The following is a 19,333-nucleotide window of genomic DNA, read 5'->3' as shown; positions in this document are numbered from 1 at the left end:
CGCCCGTCCTCAATGCGCCGGCTTGCCGTCGGCGACGGCATCGCGGATTTCCTTGTCCGACATGCCGGTGATGATCCGTTCGACTTCCGTCACATTTGTCTTCTTCGGGTCGATGTCGTCGGCGACCACCTTGCCCCGGCGCATGACGACAATGCGGTCGACCACCTGGAAGACGTGATGGATGTTGTGCGCGATGAAGATGCAGGAATGGCCGGAATCGCGCGCGCTGCGCACGAAGCTCAGCACGCCTTGTGTTTCGGCAACGCCAAGATTGTTGGTCGGTTCGTCGAGGATGATCAGGTCGCTGTCGAAATGCATGGCGCGCGCGATCGCCACCGCCTGGCGCTCGCCGCCGGAGAGCGAACCGATCGGCGTCGTCGGCGGAATGTTCTTCGAAATGCCGACCTGTTTGAGCAGGTCGCGGGCGACGGTGTTCATCGCCTCCTGGTCCATGCGGTTGAGGAAGCGCGGCGGCTTGATCGGCTCGCGCCCCAAAAACAGATTGCGGGCGATCGACAATTGCGTGACCAGTGCGGAGTCCTGATAGATGGTCTCGATGCCATGGGCGATGGCGTCGCTGGTGTTGCGCAACGTCACCTTCTTGCCGCGGATGAAGATGTCGCCGCTGGTCAGCGGCACGGCGCCCGACAAAACCTTGATCAGCGTCGACTTGCCGGCGCCATTGTCGCCGAGCAGGCCGACGATCTCCCGCTCGTTGACATGGAAATTGGCGTCCTCGAGCGCTTGCACGCGGCCATAGGATTTTCGGATGTTCTGCATGCGGATCAGTGGCTCGGCCATGGTCTTACGTCCCTGCCTGGTGCCGGCGTTCCAGCCATGAGTGGAGCGCCATCATGCCAAGGATGATCGCCCCGATGAAGATGTTGTAGGCAAGGCCGGGCACGCCGATCAGCACGATGCCGTTGCGCATCACGCGCAGGATCAGGATGCCGAGCACGGTGCCGATGATGGTGCCGCGTCCGCCGGTCAGTGCCGTGCCGCCGATCACCACCATGGCAATGACTTCGAGCTCGTAACCGGTGCCGCTGTTGGGGTTGGCGGCGGAGGTGCGCAGCGAGGAGATGACGCCGGCAAGCGAGGCCATCACCGATGACAGGACGAACAGGCCGATCTTGACGCGGTTGACATTGACGCCGCGGGCGCGCGCCGCGTTGGGATTGCCGCCAGCCGCCTGGATCCAGTTGCCGGTCCGGCTCTGCGTCAGCACATAGCCGAGCGCGATCGCCGCGGCGATGAACCAGAACAGCGACATGTAGATGCGGAACGGCCCGATGAAGAAATCGCCGACCAGCGCTTCCGCCAGCCAGCTGCCCTCGGCGCTCCACGTACGCTGCGGAAAACCGTCGGTGATGAAAAGCGCGCTGCCGCGCACCACCAGCAGCATGCCGAGCGTGACCAGGAAGGACGGAATCTTGAGCTGCGTGACGAACCAGCCATTGACCAGGCCAATGAGGGCGGCAACCAGCAGCGCGACGACAAAGCCCATCTCCAGCGAGGTGACGCCGGCATTGAACAGCGTCCACATCAGCACTGGCGAGAAGCCGAACAGGGACCCGACGGACAGGTCGAATTCGCCTGATGTCATCAGCAAGGTCATCGCCAGTGCGATCAGGCCGAGTTCGACCGTGAAGGCCAGCGTGTTGGAGATGTTCTGCGGCGACAGGAAGTCGTGGTTGAAGCCCCAGAAAACGCCGATCTCGACGACCAGCAGGACGAAGGGACCGAATTCAGGTCGCGCGATCAGGCGTTGGACAAGCGAATGATTTTCCACTGATAACCCGCGACATGATGGGAATGGCTAAAACCTGCGCTGGATCCGGCGAGGCTCGGCGAATGGACAAGACAGTCGCGACCGTGGATAGGGTCGCGACTGTTTGGGTCCGGATGTTACTTGCCAGACAGGATCTTGTCGTAGATTGCGGCGGTGTCCTTTTCATAGAGCGCGCCGGTGATGACGTTGAAGCCCGGAGGAATGCCTGACGCGGCCATGTTGGCGAGCGACAGCGCGACATAGCTGGTCGCCTGCGGGTCCTGCCACTGGCCGGCATTGACATAGCCGTTCAGCACTTCCTGCGTGGTGTCGAGCGAGTTGCCCCAGCCGACAACCGGAATTTCACCCGGCTTGACGCCGACCTGGTCGAACACCCGCTTGATCGACCCGGTGACGAGGTCGCCAAGGCCGATGATGGCGTTGACCTTGCCCTTGTGGGCGGTGAGGTAGTCGACCATGCGGTTGATCACCTCGGCCTGGTCGAGCGTCGCTTCGGTCACTTCATAGGTGATGCCGAGCGGTCCGAAGACGCTCTTGATGCCTTCCTCTTCCTGGACGCCATAGGTGGCGCCGGGGATCTCGACCGGCATCCAGACGAAGTCGCCCTTCTTCACCAGGCCCTTGTCGACCAGATACTGCGCCCAATGCTTACCGAAGGTAACGTTGTCGCCGCCGACATAGGCATTGAAATTGGCTTTTGGATCGGGCGTGTTGAAGTTGATGATCGGGATGTTGGCCGCGCGGGCTTCCTTGACGATCTCGACAAGGCTGCCCGGATCGGGGCTTGTGGTGACGATGCCGTCGGCTTTGGCCGAGAGCGCGGCGCGAACCGCTTCCTGCTGGGAGGCGACATCGCCATTGTGGAACGAGGTGTTGACGGTGTTGCCGGTGTCCTTGGCCCATTGCTTGGCGCCGGCCAAGAAGTAGGTCCAGACCGGATCGGCCGGGCCGCCATGCGAAATCCAGTAGAACGTCTTGGCCTGCGCGGCTGCCGGAACGAGCGTCAGCGCGATCAGCAGGCCGTAGAGCACAAGTCTCAGTCTTGTCAGCATTTGATTTCCTCCCGGTTGAAGATGATCCGTCCCTTGTTCCGGCTTCAGCCGGATTGCGTCTTTTGCCAGCGCCGCTCGGATGCCTCAGAGCATCCCCTTTTTCGACGGATGGCAAGCCTCCATCTGCAGATGTAGATGGCGCCTGACGCGGCGCCATCAGCGGACCCATCAGATTGCATCAGTTGGGGTGATTTTTTCCAGGCGGCCGGATGATCGGCGTCGAGGCTCAGCCGAGCGGATCGCCGCGACCGGCACGCCAGTCGCGCCATAACCGGATCAGCCGGTCGATCGCCAGGGCCAGCACGACCAGCGCACCGGTTGTGAAAGTCGCCCAGATGGCACCCACGCCAAGCAACGTCATGGCGCTCAGTATTGCCTGCAGGACCAGCATGCCGATCGCGGCGCCGATGACGCTGCCGTTGCCGCCCGAAGGCGCTGTGCCGCCAATGATGGCTGCCGCGATCGCCAGCAGTGCGAACGTGCCGCCGTCACCGGGAGCAATGGTGCCTTGGGAGCCGAGGTGGACCACGCCGGCAAGCCCGGCCATCGCACCCATCAGCACCAGCGTCAGCAGCCGTACCTTGGACGTTGGAATGCCGGCATAGGCGGCAGCTTGCGGATTGCTGCCCACGGCCTGGACCCGGTAGCCGAAGCGGGTGCGGTGAAGCACGACATGCATCGCCAGCGCCAACACGACAAAGATGATGCCCGTCACCGGCACCACAGTGAAGGCCTTGCCGGAAAGCGTGGTGAAGAAGCCGCTGCCCGCGCCTGCCGGGACGATCGTCTGCCCCTTGCCGGCCACCAGCGACAGGCCCTGGATCATCCACCATGTGCCGAGCGTCACCAGCAGAGCCGGCAGACGCAGCGCGATCACCATAAGGCCGTTGATCAGGCCTAGCCCGGCACCGGCCGCGACACCTGCCAGGGCGGCGAGCCAGGGGTCCATTCCTGCAACAATGAGCAGGGCCGCGAAGGTTGCCGCGAGATGAAACACGGCACCAGCCGAAACGTCGATCTCGCGCGTGGCGAGAACGAACACCATGCCGATCGCCAGCAGGCCGGGGAGGGCGGCCTGGCTCAGTATCGAAAGCAGATTGGCCGGTTCGAGGCAGGAAGGGCTCCACCAGCCAAGCAGCGCGACCAACACGGCGAGCGTAACGAAAACACCGGTCTCGACCGGCAGACGAATGCGGCGTCTGGGTTGATGGTTCGCCGACCCGGCGAGCGGTGGCGCGGTATCGGTCCTCGTCATGCAGCGCTCTCCCGGTTGCTCTGATGGCGTTCGTCCGCGGGTTTGTCCGAAATGATCAGCTTCAGAACCTTGCCCACATCCATATCGTCGCCGGCGATTTCGCCGGCCAGCCTGCCCTGATCGAAAGCAAGGATGCGATCGCAGAGGCCCGTCAGTTCAGACAGTTCGCGGGAATGCAGCAGCACGATGCAGCCGCTGGCCGCCATCTGGCGGATCAAGGCATAGATCTCCTGCTTGCTGCCGATATCGATGCCGCGGGCAGGCTCGTCGAGCAACATCACTTGCGGGCCGATTTCCAGCCATTTGGCGATGACCACTTTCTGCTGGCCGCCGGCCGGAAGCGAGCCGGCCGGCATCTCCGGCGTGCTCCTGATGCGCAGCGCCTCGATCTGGCGCGCGGCGCGGCCGAGCGCCGCCTTGGGTGAATACCAGCGCGAGCCCCAGTTGCGTGCGCCGACAACGACATTCGCTATGTTGAAGGCGATCGACTTGTCGGCCATCAGCCCGTTGCCGCGATCGCCCGAAATCATGCAGATGTTGCGCCGCGCCGCTTCCGTCTGCGTTCCAGGCAAGCCGTCCCCATCGGGAAACCGCACCTTGCCCTGGCGGGGTTTGCGCAACCCGAACAACAGGGCAAGCAGGTCCGGTGCTCCAGAGCCGGCAAGCCCGAGGATTTCGCCGGCGCGGGCCGTGAAGCTGACACCGGACAGGATGCCGCCGCTGAGCCCCTCAACAGCGATCTGCGGCCGCAGCGTGCCGGCAAGCGTCGGCAAGGCCCTGAGCGGCAGCGGGAAGAGGGACTGGCGCAACTGGCCGATCATCGCTTCCTCGGAGGTCGTCAGGTCTTGCCGAGCCTTCGACAGCACGTCGCGACCGTTGCGCATCACTGTCATTTGGTCGGCAATCGCCAGTGCTTCATCGAGACGGTTCGATGCGTAGAGCATGCTCATGCCCCTGGCTTTCAGGCCCCGCAGCGCCGCGAACAGCCGCTCGCCCTGGCGCCCATCAAGCGCCGAATTCGGATCGTCGAGGATAAGCAGCCTCGGGTTCTCCAGAAGCGCGCGGGCGATCGCGACCAACTGCCGTTCACCTGACCCGAGGTCGCGGAGCGGGGTGTGGACATCGACATCAAGACCAAGCTGGCGAAGCAGGTCTCGGCTGCGTGCCTCCATTTCGCGCCGCGAGATCAACCCGTTGTGGACCGGCTCCCGGTTGACGAACAGATTGGCCAGCACTGGGCGCTCCGCAAACAGTCCCGGCTGTTGTAGAACCACGCCGATGCCGAGCTTCCGCGCGGCATTGGGGCTGTCGATCGTCACCGTCTTGCCGTCAAATTCGATGACGCCACTGTCTGGCCGGACAATGCCCGCCAACACCTTTGTCAGTGTCGATTTGCCGGCGCCGCTTTCGCCAACCAGCGCGTGGATCGAGCCGCGCTCGACCATAAGGTTCATGTCTTCGAGCACAACCGTGCCGCCAAAGCGCTTGGCGACGTTGCGCACCAACAGGATCGGCGAATCGGACATCGAAACGGCCCCCCGACCGCACCGCGATCTTGGAGCGGATTGCGTCCGCCGTCACTGGGATTCCGCGTAAAATTGTGTTGATGACGGCCTTCCTGACGAAGGCCGCCTGGAGTATCGCTAGAGGAGACCGGCCTTGGCGAGGTCGCGCATCAAATGGCTGGCGCCGTAGGTCCAGTGCGGGCAGTCGGGTGACAGCCGCACCCGGTTGACCAGAGCGCCGAACTTTTCCGAATGCAAACTATAGAGGGGGGCACCGAGCCCACAAAGGCGCAGTGTCGAGTTTATTGCAATCTTCAGGTGATTCTACAATAATATTGCCATGTCCCATAAATCCAAATTTGTATGCAGTTAGAATTGAAGTGTAGGTTACAATGATAAAAATTGTTGTGCCAATTAAGGTGTAATATAGTTTTTTTCTAAAGTTTGATATAACTGCTGGCCTCAGTGTTCCAAGGGAAAATACCAAAACTAAAGTACCAATAATTCCAAAAGCAACGAGTAGTGTCTGAACAAGATTTATGTTTGAAAACGAGGCCATCTGCCTACTCCTGGCGTTTCGGCGGTTCGGATTTCAGGAGAACGTTCATAGCTCCTGTCCATCCAAAACCAGCGGCTAGGGCCTGGTAAATTCCTTGAGGAGAGAATGTTATAATGCCTATTACGCTTCCGCTCAGGCTAACCAGAAAAAAATCCGCTCTGGCATAAAATACATCACTTCGTTCAGGAAACATTCTTTTCAAGAAATTTATTGAGTTGTCGAATCCCTTATACGAAGAAAATACGTACATGCCACATGCGCCGAAAACTGTTGTTAGATATATTTGAATTGCTGGGCCATACAGCAGTAGAAATGCACCGATTTTTCCCATTGAAATGCCTCTAAGGCCTGAAGCAAATTTTACAATGCTAGCCGCTGACTCCTTATTAGTAACACATAGCCTCACGTAAATCACCGGATTTTGGAAGGTTAGTCCTCACTTCATGGCGGCAAGTCATTGCGGGGATTATCCACAGGAGTCCTCGCCTTGTCGGCACGTTCCCCCAACTGCGGGGACTGCGCACGAAACTCATCGGCGAAAACGATCGTCGATTTGGAGTGAGGCGAGCTTATTGTCGGTCAATTCCATGCGGAACTTAATGACTGTCGCTGCAGGCCACTTGGCGCAAATCCCGAAGGGCTGACGCGAAAGCTAGATAAGATCAGCCTTCGCCAGGTCGCGCATGAGATGGCTGGCACCGTAGGTCCAGTGCGGGCAATCGGGCGACAGCCGCACGCGGTTGACCAGCGCACCGAATTTTTCCGACGAGATGGTGACGATGTCGCCAACCTTGTGCGTGAACCCCTTGCCCTTTTCGCCACGATCCTTTGAGGGTACGAACATGGTGCCGAGATAGAGCGCCAGCCCATCCGGATATTGGTGGTGCGGCCCCATGGCGGCGGCAACCAGCTCTTCGGGCGAGCGGCTGATCTCGGCCATCGAGCTTGCGCCCTCCAGCGAGAAGCCGTCATCGCCCTCGACCCTCAGGCGCACCACGGCTTGCTTCACGTGGTCGATCGAGAACGTGTCGTCGAACAAGCGGATGAAGGGGCCAAGCGACGCGGAGGCATTGTTGTCCTTGGCCTTGCCCAGCAGCAGCGCCGAACGCCCTTCGACGTCGCGCAAATTGACGTCGTTGCCGATGGTGGCGCCGACGATCCTGCCGCTTGAGGCGGCGATCATGGCGATCTCCGGCTCCGGATTGTTCCAGGTCGAGACTGGATGCAGGCCGACATCGGCGCCGAAGCCGACCGAGGCCATCGGCTGGCACTTGGTGAAGATCTCGGCATCGGGGCCGATGCCCACTTCCAGATATTGCGACCAGGCACCGCGCGCGATGAGCTTGGCCTTGATCTCCATCGCTTCCGGCGAACCGGGCTTGAGCTTTGACAGATCATGGCCGATCAGCCCGGCAATGTCGGCGCGGATGGCGTCGGCCTTATCAGCCGAGCCGCGCGCCTGTTCCTCGATCACCCGCTCCAGCAGGCTGACGACGAAGGTGACGCCTGACGCCTTGACCGCCTGCAGGTCGACCGGCGAGAGCAGATAAGGTTTTGCCGGATCGCGCCTGGCCTCAAAGCTGTTCGCCGCGATGTCATCGAGCGAGCCGATAGGCTTGCCCTTGGCCGAGCGCACATGCCCTGCCGGATCGGCCATCTCGCAGATGTCACGCACGGTCGGCGCCGCGCTTGACGTGATGTCGAAGACCGTGCCGTCGCGCACCGTGACTATCAGGGGATGCGAGGCATCGCCGTTCCTGGCGCGGCCGACAAAAAGGCCCTCGGTGGGCAGATGCGTCGGGTTCGTCATACGTGCGGTCCTCTGATCATCGAAAAATGCGGGCTTGCCGGATCGGCGCGGCACTTTCACCGGATTCCGCTCAAAGGTCTATCCCGTCGTTGGCAATCCATGGTGCCATGTTTTTTGGCAGTGAAGTTCCAGCTTTCCGATGGGTCGGTCGGCATTGGGCGTCACCAAACCGAAGGGCCTCTTTCAGAAGTGTGAAACTTCAGCTGGATTTTCATGCCGCGCATACGGCTAGGTATTGTGCTGGTCTTGATGCATCGAGCCGTTCACAACAATTCCCACTGGCGGGATTCCGCTTGACAGTTTCATGGATATGAAAAAGTCTTAGCCAATTTCAAATTCTCGATGGGCAGGTCGATGTCGACCCTAGTTGCAGCACAGGCGCCTGAGTCCCGCTCTTCATCGGGCTTCCGGCTCGCCATGTTGCTGCCGGGCGCGCTGGTCACCTTCCTTCTGATCCTGTTTTCGCTGGCCCTCGTGCTGTTCCTTGCATTCCGCGGCAATGATGGCTCGCTGCTTGGCGTTGGACTGACTGCCGAAAACTTCGTCACCGTGGCCAGCGATCCGCTTTACTGGACGGTGACGCTGCGCTCCCTGATCATTGCCGGCCTGGTGACGCTGGCAACCGTCGTTACCGCTTACCCCGTCGCGTACTATCTCGCCTTCCACGCTGGATCGCGGCGCGGCCTGCTGCTCTTCCTGGTGACGCTGCCGTTCTGGACCAGCTATCTCCTGCGCGTCTTCGCCTGGAAGATCGTGCTCGCCTACAATGGTGTCTTGAACTCGGCATTGATCGAAAGCGGCATCTGGTCGGAGCCGACATTGGCTTTCCTCAACACGCCGGCGGCGGTGGTCGTCACGCTCGCCCACGCCTACGCGCCTTTCGCCATCCTGCCGATCTATGTGGCACTGGACACGATCCCGAAATCCCTGCTCGAGGCTGCTTCCGATCTTGGTGCGCGGCCGTTCACCGTGTTTCGTCGCGTGGTGCTGCCGAACTCCATGCCGGGCGTACTGGCCGCAGCTCTCGTCGTTTTCGTGCCGACGGTCGGTGACTATGTTACGCCGGCCATGGTTGGCGGCCCGGTCAGCACCATGATCGGCACGTTGATCCAGTCGCAGTTCGGCAAGGCCAATGACTGGCCGTTCGGCGCCGCACTCTCGGTCTGCGTCATGCTGGTCATCCTCGTCGTGGTGCTGGTCGCGCGCGGCGCCGACCGCAGATTTGGTAGCCGCACATGAAAGCGGAACGTACCAGCACGAAACGGGATGGCCGCTGGCTCGGCCTCTATGTGCTTGCTTATCTGGTCTTCCTCTATTTGCCGGTCCTGCTGATCCCGCTGTTTTCCTTCAACGATTCCATCCAGGCGGCGTTTCCGCTGCAGGGCTTCACGCTTGAATGGTATGCGACGCTCTATGGCAATCCGGCGCTGTCGGGCGCGCTTTTGAACAGCCTCGTCATCGGCGCCATCGCGGCTTCCGGCGCCACGCTGTGCGGTATCACCGTGTCCTATATGGACCTCTATGGCCGCTCGCCATTGGCCGCCACGATCAGCGCCATCGCGCGGCTGCCGATCCTCATTCCCGGTGTCATCGTCGGCATATCGCTGCTGATCCTGGTCAACCTCGTAGCGCTTGGACCATCGCGCATCGCCATCGTTCTTGGACACATACTGGTGGCGCTGCCAACCACCGTGGTGATCATGCGCAGCCGTTTCGCCGCCATACCCAGGAGCGTTCGCGAGGCGGCGCTGGACCTTGGCGCCTCCGACTGGACGACGTTTCGGCGCGTCATGCTGCCGCTCAGCCTGCCTGCCGTGCTGTCGGCCTTCATGCTCGCCTTCCTGATCTCCTTCGACGAGTTCATCGTCGTCTTCTTCCTTGCAGGCACCGAGCCGACACTGCCGCTCTACATCTGGAGCCAGCTGCGCTTCCCCCGGTCGCTGCCGACCGTCATGGCGCTGGGGACGGTGATCCTGGCCGTGTCCTTCATCATTGCCGGTACAGCCGAGTTCCTGCGCCATCGCGGGCTCGGCGCCGCGCGCCGCAATCCAGCCTGACCACAACAATGAAGAGGAGAACGAAAATGGCATTTCTGAAATCGATTACCGGACACAAGGCCCGTGCCGGGCTCGCCGCATTGGCGCTCGCACTGTCTTCGACCGTGGCGCTGGCCGCCGAAAAGCTGCAATATTTCACTTGGTCGGGCTACGAACTGCCCGACTTCAACAAGAGCTTCCTTGCTGCACACCCCGATGGTGTCGAGGCCTCGATCTTCGGCGACGACGATGACGCCTTCACCAAGGTCAAGGCCGGCTTCCGGCCCGATATCGCCCATCCCTGCTACGATAAGGTGGCGCGTTGGAACAAGGAAGGTCTGCTGCAGCCGATCGACACCAAGCGCATCAAGAACTGGGATTCGATCTTCCCTGTGTTCAAGAATCTCCCCGACCTGCAGGCCGGTGACGGCAAGGTGTGGATGGTGCCGTGGGACTGGGGCAACACCTCGATCCTCTACCGCACCGATCTGGTGAAGAACCCCGAAGCGAGCTGGAACCTGCTTTGGGACAAGCAATATGCCGGCCGCATGGCGACCATCGACGCCGTGCATGACACGCCGATCGTTGCCGCACTTCTGGCTGGCGTGAACCCGTTCGACATGACGCCCGAGCAGATGGACAAGGTGGCGGCAAAGCTGCGCGAGCAGCGCCCGCTGCTCTCAAACTACACCACCGACATGACCTCGGTCGAACAGGCGCTGGCCAGCGGGCAACTGGTCGCCGCCATGACCTGGAATGCGTCCGCCACCTCGCTGAAGAAGCAGGGCGTGCCGGTCGAGTTCATGAAGCCGAAGGAAGGCATGCTGACCTGGGCCTGCGGCTTCGTCATGCTGAAGGACGCCAAGAATGTCGACCTCGCCTATGATTTCATGAACAGCCGGCTCGATGCCGATTCGGGCAAATTCCTGATCCAGTCCTACGGATATGGCAGTTCGCTTTCGACCGCTTTCGCCGGCGTTTCGAAGGAGGAGCTGGAGAAGCTGCAACTGCCGTCGGATCCGGAAGTGATGCTGAAGAGCACGATCTTCACCGGGCCGATGAAACAGAATGACGATGTGGCGAAGATGTTCGAGAAGGTGAAGGCGGGCGGGTGACGCTCCCCCTTCTCCCCTTGTGGGAGAAGGTGTCGCCGAAGGCGACGGATGAGGGGTGCTACAGCTTGGCGCCGATGGCGATCCGTCGCTCACCCCTCATCCGTCTCGGCGCTGCGCGCCGATCTACCTTCTCCCACAAGGGGAGAAGGTAGAACCGCGAAGCGCTGCGCCAGTGAAGTGACTGCAACGAGGACTTACGCATGGACATCCTTGACGAAGCCACCGAAAAGCCAAAGGACGATGCCGACGTTCGCGTCGGCCGTCGCGTGCGGGCGCTGCGGCTCGAACGCCGCCTTTCGCTGGCTGAGCTTGCGGCGAAAGCCGGCGTCTCGATCGGTGCGCTGAGCCAGATCGAGCGCGGCATGTCTTCGTTGCGCGTCAAGGTGATCTGGCCGCTCGCCGCGGCGCTGGACATCGAGCCGTCGGCGCTGATCACCGACGGCAACGATGCCGTCAACGATCTCTATTGCGTGCGCGCCGACAAAAGGCGGCAGATCCCGGTAAAGTCGGAAGGCATCGCCAAGGCGCTGTTGTCGCCGCCGGGCGCGACATTGACCGGGATGCTGGTGACGGTGGAGGCGGGTGGCGGCACGGCGGAAGCCTATGCCCATGCCGGCCATGAATTCGGCTACGTGCTGGCGGGCGAGGTCGAACTGGTGGTGGATTCGACAAAATACGGGCTGAAGGCCGGCGACTCCTTTGCCTTCAAGAGCACGCTTCTGCATGCTTTCCGCAATCCGGGCGACAAGCAGTGCCAGATTCTGTGGGTCAACACCACGAGACCGTCCGAGGTTCGCGATGGCGCCTGATCCCCTTGTACGGCTGCAGGCCGTCTCGAAGATTTTTCCCGGCGGTATCGTCGGCCTCGATGCCGTCGATCTCGACATTATCAGCGGCGAGTTCATTACGCTGCTCGGGCCGTCCGGCTGCGGCAAGACCACCAGCCTGCGCGTCATCGCCGGTTTCGAAAGCCCGTCCAACGGCAAGGTCTTGCTCGATGGCCGCGACATCACGGCGCTCAGGCCCTTCGACCGGCCGGTCAACACCGTGTTCCAGGATTACGCGCTGTTTCCGCATATGAACGTCGCCGAAAATGTCGGCTTCGGCCTGTCCCTGCGAAAACTGTCTGGCGCCGAGCAGGCAAAGCGTGCGGGCGAAGCCCTTGACATGGTCGGCCTCGCCGACAAGCTTCGTGCCCGCGTCTCGGAACTGTCGGGCGGCCAGCGTCAGCGCGTCGCGCTCGCCCGCGCCATCGTCTGCGAGCCGCGCGTGCTCCTGCTCGACGAGCCGCTGTCGGCGCTCGACGCGCATCTGCGCGAACAGATGCAGGTGGAACTGAAGCGGCTGCAGTCCCGGCTTGGCACCACCTTCGTCATGGTCACCCACGACCAGACCGAAGCGCTGTCGATCTCCGACCGGATCGTCGTCATGAACAAGGGCCGCATCGAGCAGATCGCGCCGCCGGCGACGCTCTATGATCGGCCCGCCACGAAGTTTGTGGCGAGCTTCATCGGCACCATGAATCTCCTGCAATCGCGCTTTGTCGGTCGTGATGGCGATCGCTTGCGTTTCACCGCCGGCATGCTGCCGTTGAAGGCGATTTCCGAACCCGGCCAGTCACCCGGCGAAGGCGAGGTGCGCACCATCGGCGTGCGCCCCGAGGATTTGCTGGCGGTCACCGAAGCCGCGCCGGGCACGGCGCCGGCGCGCGTCAACAGCATCGTCTTTCACGGCCGCACGCTGCGCCTGCACGCGGAACTGGGGCAAGGCATGCCGGTGGTGATCGATGCACCGCGCCAGGCCGAGGGTTTTCGATTCAGCGTCGGCGACGTGGCGCATATCAGTCTGCGCCGTGGCGCCAACTGCCCTATGCTCCCCGCATAAACTGCCCGTCCATTTCCCCGAAAACCGGAGTGTTCCCCTTTGAGCAATCATCTCAACTTCTTCATCGACGGCAAATGGGTGGCGCCCATGGTGCCGGCGACGCTCGACGTCATCGACCCGTCAACGGAAGAGGCCTATACGAAAATTTCCGTCGGCTCGAAGGCCGATGTCGACAAGGCTGTCGCGGCCGCCAAGGCGGCCTTTCCGTCCTTCTCGCAGACCAGCAAGGCCGAGCGCCTGGCGCTGTTGAAGCGCATCCTCGAAGTCTACAACGAACGCTTCGAGGATATCGCCCAGGCCGTAAGTCAGGAAAATGGTTCGCCCATCACCTGGGCGCGCGAGGCGCAGGCCTGGGCGGGCAGGGCGCATATGGAAGCCACCATCAAGGCGCTGGAGGATTATGAATTCCAGGAGAAGCGCGGCGGCACCATGGTGGTCAAGGAACCGATCGGCGTCTGCGCGCTGATCACGCCATGGAACTGGCCCCTCAATCAGATCGTCTGCAAGGTGGCGCCAGCCATTGCCGCCGGCTGCACCGTGGTGCTGAAGCCGTCCGAAATCGCCCCGATCAGCGGCATCGTCTTCTCCGAAGTGATGGAAGCCGCCGGCGTGCCAAAGGGCGTCTACAACATGATCAACGGCACCGGCCCGGATGTCGGCCAGATCATGGCCGGCCATCCCGATGTGGACATGGTGTCTTTCACCGGCTCGACCCGGGCGGGCATCATCGTCGCCAAGACGGCGGCCGAAACGGTCAAGCGCGTGGCGCAGGAACTTGGAGGCAAGTCGGCCAACATCGTTTTGCCCGACGCCGATTTCGAAACGGCGGTGCGCAAGGGCGTCGAGGGTTGCTTCGGCAACAGCGGCCAGTCCTGCGACGCGCCGACCCGCATGCTGGTGCCGGCTGCCCGCCACGACGAGGCGCTGGCCATCGCCAAGAAGGCGGCCGAAGCACACAATGTCGGCGATCCGCGCAATGAACAGACCAAGCTTGGCCCGGTGGTCAGCGAGCTCCAGTTCAACAAGATCCAGCGGCTGATCGAGGCCGGCATCAAGGAAGGCGCCACGCTGGTCACCGGCGGCCCAGGCCGGCCGGAGCACCTCAACCGCGGCTACTATGTGCGCCCGACCGTGTTCGGCCATGTCACACCGGGCATGACCATCGAGAAGGAAGAGATCTTCGGCCCGGTGCTGTCGGTCATTTCATACGAGGACGACGACGACGCGGTGAAGATCGCCAACGACACCGTCTACGGCCTTGCTGCCTATGTCCAGTCGCAGGACATCCAGCATGCCCGCAAGGTCGCTGCCCAGCTGCGCGCCGGGCAGGTCTCGATCAACTATCCGGAATGGGACACGTTCGCACCATTCGGCGGCTACAAGCAGTCAGGCAACGGCCGCGAATATGCTGACTGGGCGATCCATGATTTTGTGGAGGTCAAGGGCATCATCGGCTACGGGGCGTAGGCTCGGGCAGCTATTTGGTAAGTTCTCGTGAGCGGGCGCTGGTGCGGAAAGCATCAGTGCCCGTTTTGTTAAGGCTAGTGATAGGCCGGCATCCACACGAAATGGAGCTATCTAACGAAATGTGCTATGAGGGGCGGCTCCAAGAGGATGATCCGCGTGGCCAACAAATCAGGGTTCACAGACAAAGAAGTTGCGGAATATCTCAAGAAGCGCCAGCGTCCGACCTTCCACGAAGCCGTCGAAAAGATTCAGTGCATCCACTGCGGCCAGTCGTTCAATGCTGCTATAGCGTCGGCAGGCGACCACGGTCTGTGTGACTATTGCTTACACAAGGATTGAACGCGCTAGGCGCTACCCAGCTGCAGGCGCCTGCATCCGATCCCGCCCCGTTCCAACGGACGAACCGCGCCTTTTTTCCGGTGATCTCGTTGATCGAGTTCGGCGTCTGGCTGCTGCCAAGCTTCGCATCAATCCACACTTGACTCAAACATTTGTTCCTGCTTTGTTCCTAAGTGATCCTTTATAAAATGTCCGAAAGGGATCAGCCATGAACGAGCTGCCTACCTACGGAATTGGCAAGAACGGTCAGGCCCATTTCCACTGGGATTCGCCGAACGCCGCCCGAGAGCCGCATCTGTTCTACGAATTCCTGGTCGAAGACCCGGTCAATGCAATGCTGAGGTGCAAGGCGGAGCACTACAATCAAGAACTGGGATTGCGGGGTCGGCTGACGCCAACAAATCAAATGCACATAAGCCTGATAGGCCTTGGTGATGGCAAACCCGAAGCTGTGGTGGATATGGCCCGTCATGTTGGTCTGCTTATACATGCCAAACCGTTCGAAGTTTGCTTCGACCGCCTGTCAGCCTTCGGCGGCGGAGCGCTGGTGCTTCGCAGCGGCGACCATTCGCCGGCCCTGCAAGCCTTCTGGCGCAAGCTCTCTGCCGTAATTGACGACAGCCCACTCAAACCCTTTGTCACGAGCTCGTTGGAGCCACATGTCACGCTGCTTCGTGACAGACGAGGCGTGCCAAAAGTGCGGGAACAGATTGTTGAGCCGATGTCCTGGACGGTGCGCAGCTTTGCGCTGATCCGCAGCTATCAGGGTGAATACGAATGTCCAGCGATCTGGCAATTGTCCGGCCAGGACGATTCCCTGGCCGGCATGTGAGAACTGGCCATCACATAGCCGCGCTATATCTATCGTCCTGACACACATTGTCAGCTGTCGTGCGGGCAAGGCTGGCGCGCCGGCACGCGCTTCCCTAGTTCGAGTGCGTCTCAACAGGAGGAACACACATGACCATCGCGGAAATTGCCAAGGATTTCACCGAACTGCTCCAGCAGGGAGATCACGCCGGTGCTGGCGAGAAATACAACGCCGACGATATCGTCAGCTACGAAGCCATGGAAGGGCCGATGGCCGTGGCCCGTGGCAAGGAGGCTCTCAAGCAAAAGGGCCAATGGTGGCAAGAGAACCACGAAGTCCACGGCGGCTCGGTCGAAGGCCCTTATGTCAATGGCGACCAGTTCGCCGTGCGCTTCAAGTTCGACGTAACGCCCAAGGCCACCGGCGAGCGTGTCACCATGGATGAGGTTGGCCTGTACACGGTCAAGAACGGCAAGATCACCGAAGAGCGCTTTTACTACTGAGGCTGGAAATTCCGCCGACTGCGGAGTTCTCCACTGTAGATCGAAAAACAAGCATGGCGGCCGGGGGCAATGCCCCGGCCATCATGCGGCGGCTCAAATCGTCTTCACGTAGTCCGCAAGCTGATCGGCCACCGTGCCCCAGCCGTCGAAGAAGCCCATCTCTTCATGGTTGTTGCGGGTCGCCTCGTCGCGGTGGATGGCGGTGGCGGTGTAGCGTGTGCCCCGGCCATCCGGCTGGAGGGAGATGACCGCGGTGATGAAGGGCTCGCCTGACGGCCGGTAGCCCGGCAGCAGCGCATCCGTCCACACCAGCCTCTCGTTCGGCACGATGTCGAGATAGCAGCAATGGCGATCGCTGACCTCCTGGCCGTCAGGCGACTGCATGCGTGTGCGAAACAGTCCACTCGGCCGCAGATCGATCTCGCAATCGGTGATCAGCCACGGCTTTGGCGTGAACCATTGCCTGACATGCTCCGGCGTCGTCAAGGCACGCCACAGCAATTCGCGCGGCGCATCGATGACGCGTTCCAGCACCAGGTCCAGCCTGGGATCCGGCTTGAAGGGGTAGCTCATTTTTCCTGCTCCTTGAGGATCATCACATAGGCGTCGAACTGGTCGAGGCGGCGCTCCCACAGCGTGCGTTGTTCGGCCAGCCAGTTTTCGGCGAGTTGCAGCGGCTCGGGCGCCAGTTGATAGGTCCGGGTGCGGCCGATCTTTTCCGAGCGCACCAGCCCGCAGCCTTCCAGCACTTTGAGGTGTTCGATGAAGGAGGGCAGCGCCATCTCGAAAGGCTGCGCCAGTTCGCTGACCGAGGCCGGGCTGCGGTTCAGCCGCTCGACGACGCGCCGCCGCGTCGGGTCGGCGAGTGCGCGAAAGATGCCGTCGATGGGCGGGAGGCCTGAAGTCGTGGTCTGGAGGCTTGCCATGGGTCGGTCCTGCATCGCCGTCAAAAATGGTTCGAAAAATACTTAGGAAAATTCCTTAGTATTGGCAAGCCCCAAAAATGCGGAGACACGGACCCGGGTGCTGGAAAAGCGCGGAGGGCAGTTTTAGGCTGCGGGACGGATTCGACGGTCAGCCCAAGGAAAGCACGCTTTGACGATCACCATGTACGGCATCACCACCTGCGACACGATCAGGAAGGCGCGCGTCTGGCTGGAGAGCCATGACGTACCCTATCGTTTCCACGATTTTCGTGCGGAGGGGCTGGACGCGAAGCGGCTGGATGGCTGGGTCGGCAAGGTCGGTTGGGAAAAGCTGCTCAACAAGGGCAGCACGACGTTTCGCGAGTTGCCGGACAAGGAAAAGGAAGCGCTAGATGAGAAGAAGGCCAAGGCCCTGATGCTGGCCAAGCCGACGATGATCAAGCGGCCGGTGCTTGAGGTGGGGGATCGGGTTCTGGTTGGGTTCAAGCCGGAGGCTTACGAGCAGGCGGTGGGGAAGTAGGGCGGACCTTCACCTTGGCCCGCCGGCCTCAGAAATGTCAGCCGCTTCAGTCCGTCCCGCGCAAGTACCCCGCCAACGCCACGGCATTATTATGCGCCTCATCATGCGCGCCGTAGAGCAGCGTCACCTTGCCTTGGCGAAGCAGGCCACGCAGTTGCGCCACCGCCTCGCCATTCCCATCCAACTCAACGCGGTACCGCTCCTGAAACTCCGCCCAGCGCGCCGGCTCATGCCCGAACCAGTTGCGCAACGCGTCGCTCGGCGCGATGTCCTTCAGCCATAGCGCCAGTGCGGCATGCTCCTTGCTGACGCCGCGCGGCCAGATGCGGTCGACGAGAACCCGCTGCCCGTCATCGGGCGCGGGTGGTTGGTAAATCCGTTTGACCGCAAAGTCGAAGGCCATCCGACCCTCCGTAAGCGTGATCTCAGGCCCACTCGCCCTTGCGCATCACCGGCACCTTGCGGCCGTCCTTGTGGACGCCGTCAATGTCGATCTTGTCCGAGCCGATCATCCAGTCGATGTGGATAAAACTCTTGTTGCCGCCGCGCGCGGCGATCTCGTCCTGGCTGAGCGAGGCGCCGTTGACGAAGCACTTCGAATAGCACTGGCCGAGCGCGATGTGACAGGCGGCGTTCTCGTCGAACAGCGTGTTGAAGAACAAAAGCCCGCTGGCCGAGATCGGCGAGGAATGCGGCACCAGCGCCACTTCGCCCAGACGGCGCGATCCCTCATGGGTGTCGAGCACCTTCTTCAAGACGTCCTCGCCCTTCGAAGCCTTGGCCTCGATGATGCGCCCACCTTCGAAACGTACCGAGATCTCGTCGATCAGCGTGCCCTGGTAGGACAGCGGCTTGGTCGAGGAGACATGGCCTTCGACCTGCCTTGCATGCGGCGTGGTGAAGACTTCCTCGGTCGGGATGTTGGGGTTGCAGGTGATGCCGTTCTTGGCGGTCGAGGCGCCGCCCATCCACTCATGGCCATCCGCCAGGCCGACGGTCAGATCGGTGCCCGGTCCGGTGAAATGCAGCGCATGAAAATTATGGCCGTTGAGCCATTCCGTGCGGCTGCGCAGCGCTGCATTGTGCGCCGTCCAGTTTGCAATGGGGTCTTCGACATCCACCCGTGAGGCCGCGAAGATGGCGTCGGCGAGCTTGACCACGGCGACATCGTCGGCATCGCCAGGGAAAACCTGCTTGGCCCAGGCCAGGTCCGGATAGGCGACGATGTTCCAGTTGATGTCGAAGCCGGTGATCTTTTCCAGCGCCGGCTGATAGGCCATCGAGTTTGCCTTGTTGGCGCGCGCCACTTTGGCTGGGTCCTGCGCCGACAACAGCGAGGGATCCTCGCCGCGCACGGCAAGCCTGGCCGCATTGTTGGAAAAAGCCTTCGCCATGCCTTCGTACAGCCAGCCGGCGGCGTGGTCGAAACCGGCGTCCGCGCCGAAGCGGTAGCGCGCCAGCGTCATCTCGTCATCGTTGAAGATCGGCGTCACTAGCCCGGCGCCGGCCTTGTAGGCGTGCTCGACGATCCGCCTGGTCAGCGGCAGTGCCGCGATCGACGAGGTCAGCACCAGATCCTGTCCAGGTTGCAATTGCAGCCCGACCTTGATGGCGACTTCCGCCAGCCTGTCGAGCTTCACCGGGTCGATCGTTGCGGAAACGCCGCGCGAATGTGTGGTCATGATCCTGCCTGCCATGATGTGGGGTCCGATACTTTACATAGACCGGCGCCACCGTCCTTTCCACCGCGATTGCGCTG

22 protein-coding genes and 1 pseudogene are annotated in these 19,333 nt (G+C 61.7%); 10 read left to right on the top strand and 13 right to left on the bottom strand.

Features of this window, described 5'->3' with window-relative positions; genetic code table 11:
- Positions 1-9: 9 nt before the first annotated feature.
- From EB235_RS28115 to EB235_RS28080, 9 genes and pseudogenes are all read right to left on the bottom strand, one after another.
- On the bottom strand, positions 10-801 hold the full coding sequence (locus EB235_RS28115) for an ATP-binding cassette domain-containing protein (protein WP_027034139.1): 792 nt from the start codon (positions 799-801) through the stop codon (positions 10-12).
- A gap of 4 nt (positions 802-805) precedes the next feature.
- Entirely contained in the window at positions 806-1,792 is a 987-nt protein-coding gene (locus EB235_RS28110; RefSeq protein WP_027034140.1) for an ABC transporter permease, read from the bottom strand.
- A gap of 116 nt (positions 1,793-1,908) precedes the next feature.
- Positions 1,909-2,844 carry a substrate-binding domain-containing protein gene (locus EB235_RS28105; protein ID WP_027034141.1) on the bottom strand — a complete coding sequence of 312 codons (936 nt, stop codon included), beginning with the start codon at positions 2,842-2,844 and terminating at the stop codon, positions 1,909-1,911.
- Positions 2,845-3,070: 226 nt separating this feature from the next.
- Entirely contained in the window at positions 3,071-4,099 is a 1,029-nt protein-coding gene (locus EB235_RS28100) for an ABC transporter permease (RefSeq protein ID WP_051429815.1), read from the bottom strand.
- The gene (locus EB235_RS28095; RefSeq protein WP_051429816.1) at positions 4,096-5,625 is read right to left on the bottom strand and encodes a sugar ABC transporter ATP-binding protein; all 1,530 of its coding nucleotides are present in this window, start codon (positions 5,623-5,625) and stop codon (positions 4,096-4,098) included. The genes EB235_RS28100 and EB235_RS28095 overlap by 4 nt, the downstream gene beginning before the upstream one ends.
- A gap of 117 nt (positions 5,626-5,742) precedes the next feature.
- Positions 5,743-5,859, bottom strand: a pseudogene (locus EB235_RS34890) (fumarylacetoacetate hydrolase); the annotation flags it as partial.
- Positions 5,860-5,863: 4 nt separating this feature from the next.
- Positions 5,864-6,163, bottom strand: a complete 300-nt coding sequence (locus EB235_RS28090; protein WP_155256485.1) for a hypothetical protein — start codon at positions 6,161-6,163, stop codon at positions 5,864-5,866.
- Positions 6,164-6,167: 4 nt separating this feature from the next.
- Complete coding sequence (locus EB235_RS28085; RefSeq protein WP_155256486.1) at positions 6,168-6,494, bottom strand: hypothetical protein; 327 nt, start codon at positions 6,492-6,494, stop codon at positions 6,168-6,170.
- A gap of 321 nt (positions 6,495-6,815) precedes the next feature.
- On the bottom strand, positions 6,816-7,973 hold the full coding sequence (locus tag EB235_RS28080; protein ID WP_027034142.1) for a fumarylacetoacetate hydrolase family protein: 1,158 nt from the start codon (positions 7,971-7,973) through the stop codon (positions 6,816-6,818).
- 354 nt (positions 7,974-8,327) lie between these two features.
- On the opposite strand from EB235_RS28080, the gene EB235_RS28075 reads away from it, so the two are divergent.
- The 9 genes from EB235_RS28075 (at position 8,328) to EB235_RS28035 (ending at position 16,128) form a co-directional block, all read left to right on the top strand.
- Positions 8,328-9,212, top strand: coding sequence for an ABC transporter permease (locus tag EB235_RS28075; RefSeq protein WP_032926938.1), 885 nt, complete (start codon positions 8,328-8,330; stop codon positions 9,210-9,212).
- Positions 9,209-10,030 carry an ABC transporter permease gene (locus EB235_RS28070; protein ID WP_027034144.1) on the top strand — a complete coding sequence of 274 codons (822 nt, stop codon included), beginning with the start codon at positions 9,209-9,211 and terminating at the stop codon, positions 10,028-10,030. The genes EB235_RS28075 and EB235_RS28070 overlap by 4 nt, the downstream gene beginning before the upstream one ends.
- Positions 10,031-10,056: 26 nt before the next feature.
- Entirely contained in the window at positions 10,057-11,124 is a 1,068-nt protein-coding gene (locus tag EB235_RS28065) for an ABC transporter substrate-binding protein (RefSeq protein ID WP_027034145.1), read from the top strand.
- A 200-nt stretch (positions 11,125-11,324) separates the two neighbouring features.
- The gene (locus EB235_RS28060) at positions 11,325-11,933 is read left to right on the top strand and encodes a cupin domain-containing protein (RefSeq protein ID WP_027034146.1); all 609 of its coding nucleotides are present in this window, start codon (positions 11,325-11,327) and stop codon (positions 11,931-11,933) included.
- On the top strand, positions 11,923-13,008 hold the full coding sequence (locus tag EB235_RS28055; protein WP_027034147.1) for an ABC transporter ATP-binding protein: 1,086 nt from the start codon (positions 11,923-11,925) through the stop codon (positions 13,006-13,008). Before EB235_RS28060 ends, EB235_RS28055 begins: the two co-directional genes overlap by 11 nt.
- Positions 13,009-13,047: 39 nt before the next feature.
- Positions 13,048-14,475, top strand: a complete 1,428-nt coding sequence (locus EB235_RS28050; protein ID WP_027034148.1) for an aldehyde dehydrogenase family protein — start codon at positions 13,048-13,050, stop codon at positions 14,473-14,475.
- Positions 14,476-14,631: 156 nt separating this feature from the next.
- Entirely contained in the window at positions 14,632-14,814 is a 183-nt protein-coding gene (locus EB235_RS28045; protein WP_155256487.1) for a hypothetical protein, read from the top strand.
- A gap of 208 nt (positions 14,815-15,022) precedes the next feature.
- Complete coding sequence (locus tag EB235_RS28040) at positions 15,023-15,646, top strand: 2'-5' RNA ligase family protein (RefSeq protein ID WP_027034150.1); 624 nt, start codon at positions 15,023-15,025, stop codon at positions 15,644-15,646.
- Between the two features lie 128 nt (positions 15,647-15,774).
- On the top strand, positions 15,775-16,128 hold the full coding sequence (locus EB235_RS28035) for a nuclear transport factor 2 family protein (protein WP_027034151.1): 354 nt from the start codon (positions 15,775-15,777) through the stop codon (positions 16,126-16,128).
- A 93-nt stretch (positions 16,129-16,221) separates the two neighbouring features.
- On the opposite strand, the gene EB235_RS28030 is transcribed toward EB235_RS28035, so the two are convergent.
- Together EB235_RS28030 and EB235_RS28025 are read right to left on the bottom strand one after the other, a co-directional pair.
- Entirely contained in the window at positions 16,222-16,701 is a 480-nt protein-coding gene (locus EB235_RS28030) for an SRPBCC family protein (RefSeq protein ID WP_027034152.1), read from the bottom strand.
- Positions 16,698-17,054 (bottom strand): ArsR/SmtB family transcription factor, encoded by a 357-nt coding sequence (locus EB235_RS28025; RefSeq protein WP_027034153.1) that lies wholly within the window; start codon positions 17,052-17,054, stop codon positions 16,698-16,700. Before EB235_RS28025 ends, EB235_RS28030 begins: the two co-directional genes overlap by 4 nt.
- Positions 17,055-17,223: 169 nt before the next feature.
- On the opposite strand from EB235_RS28025, the gene EB235_RS28020 reads away from it, so the two are divergent.
- On the top strand, positions 17,224-17,574 hold the full coding sequence (locus EB235_RS28020; protein ID WP_027034154.1) for an ArsC family reductase: 351 nt from the start codon (positions 17,224-17,226) through the stop codon (positions 17,572-17,574).
- A 46-nt stretch (positions 17,575-17,620) separates the two neighbouring features.
- Here EB235_RS28020 and EB235_RS28015 read toward each other — a convergent pair whose 3' ends face one another.
- A complete protein-coding gene (locus EB235_RS28015) occupies positions 17,621-17,977 on the bottom strand; it encodes a DUF488 domain-containing protein (protein ID WP_027034155.1) in 357 nt (118 codons plus the stop codon).
- 22 nt (positions 17,978-17,999) lie between these two features.
- Positions 18,000-19,256 carry an aminopeptidase gene (locus tag EB235_RS28010; protein ID WP_027034156.1) on the bottom strand — a complete coding sequence of 419 codons (1,257 nt, stop codon included), beginning with the start codon at positions 19,254-19,256 and terminating at the stop codon, positions 18,000-18,002.
- Between the last annotated feature and the right edge of the window lie 77 nt (positions 19,257-19,333).

Origin of the sequence: Mesorhizobium loti R88b, assembly GCF_013170845.1 — a bacterium.
Taxonomy (GTDB): domain Bacteria; phylum Pseudomonadota; class Alphaproteobacteria; order Rhizobiales; family Rhizobiaceae; genus Mesorhizobium; species Mesorhizobium loti_B.
This window is presented reverse-complemented; position numbering and strand designations above follow the sequence as displayed.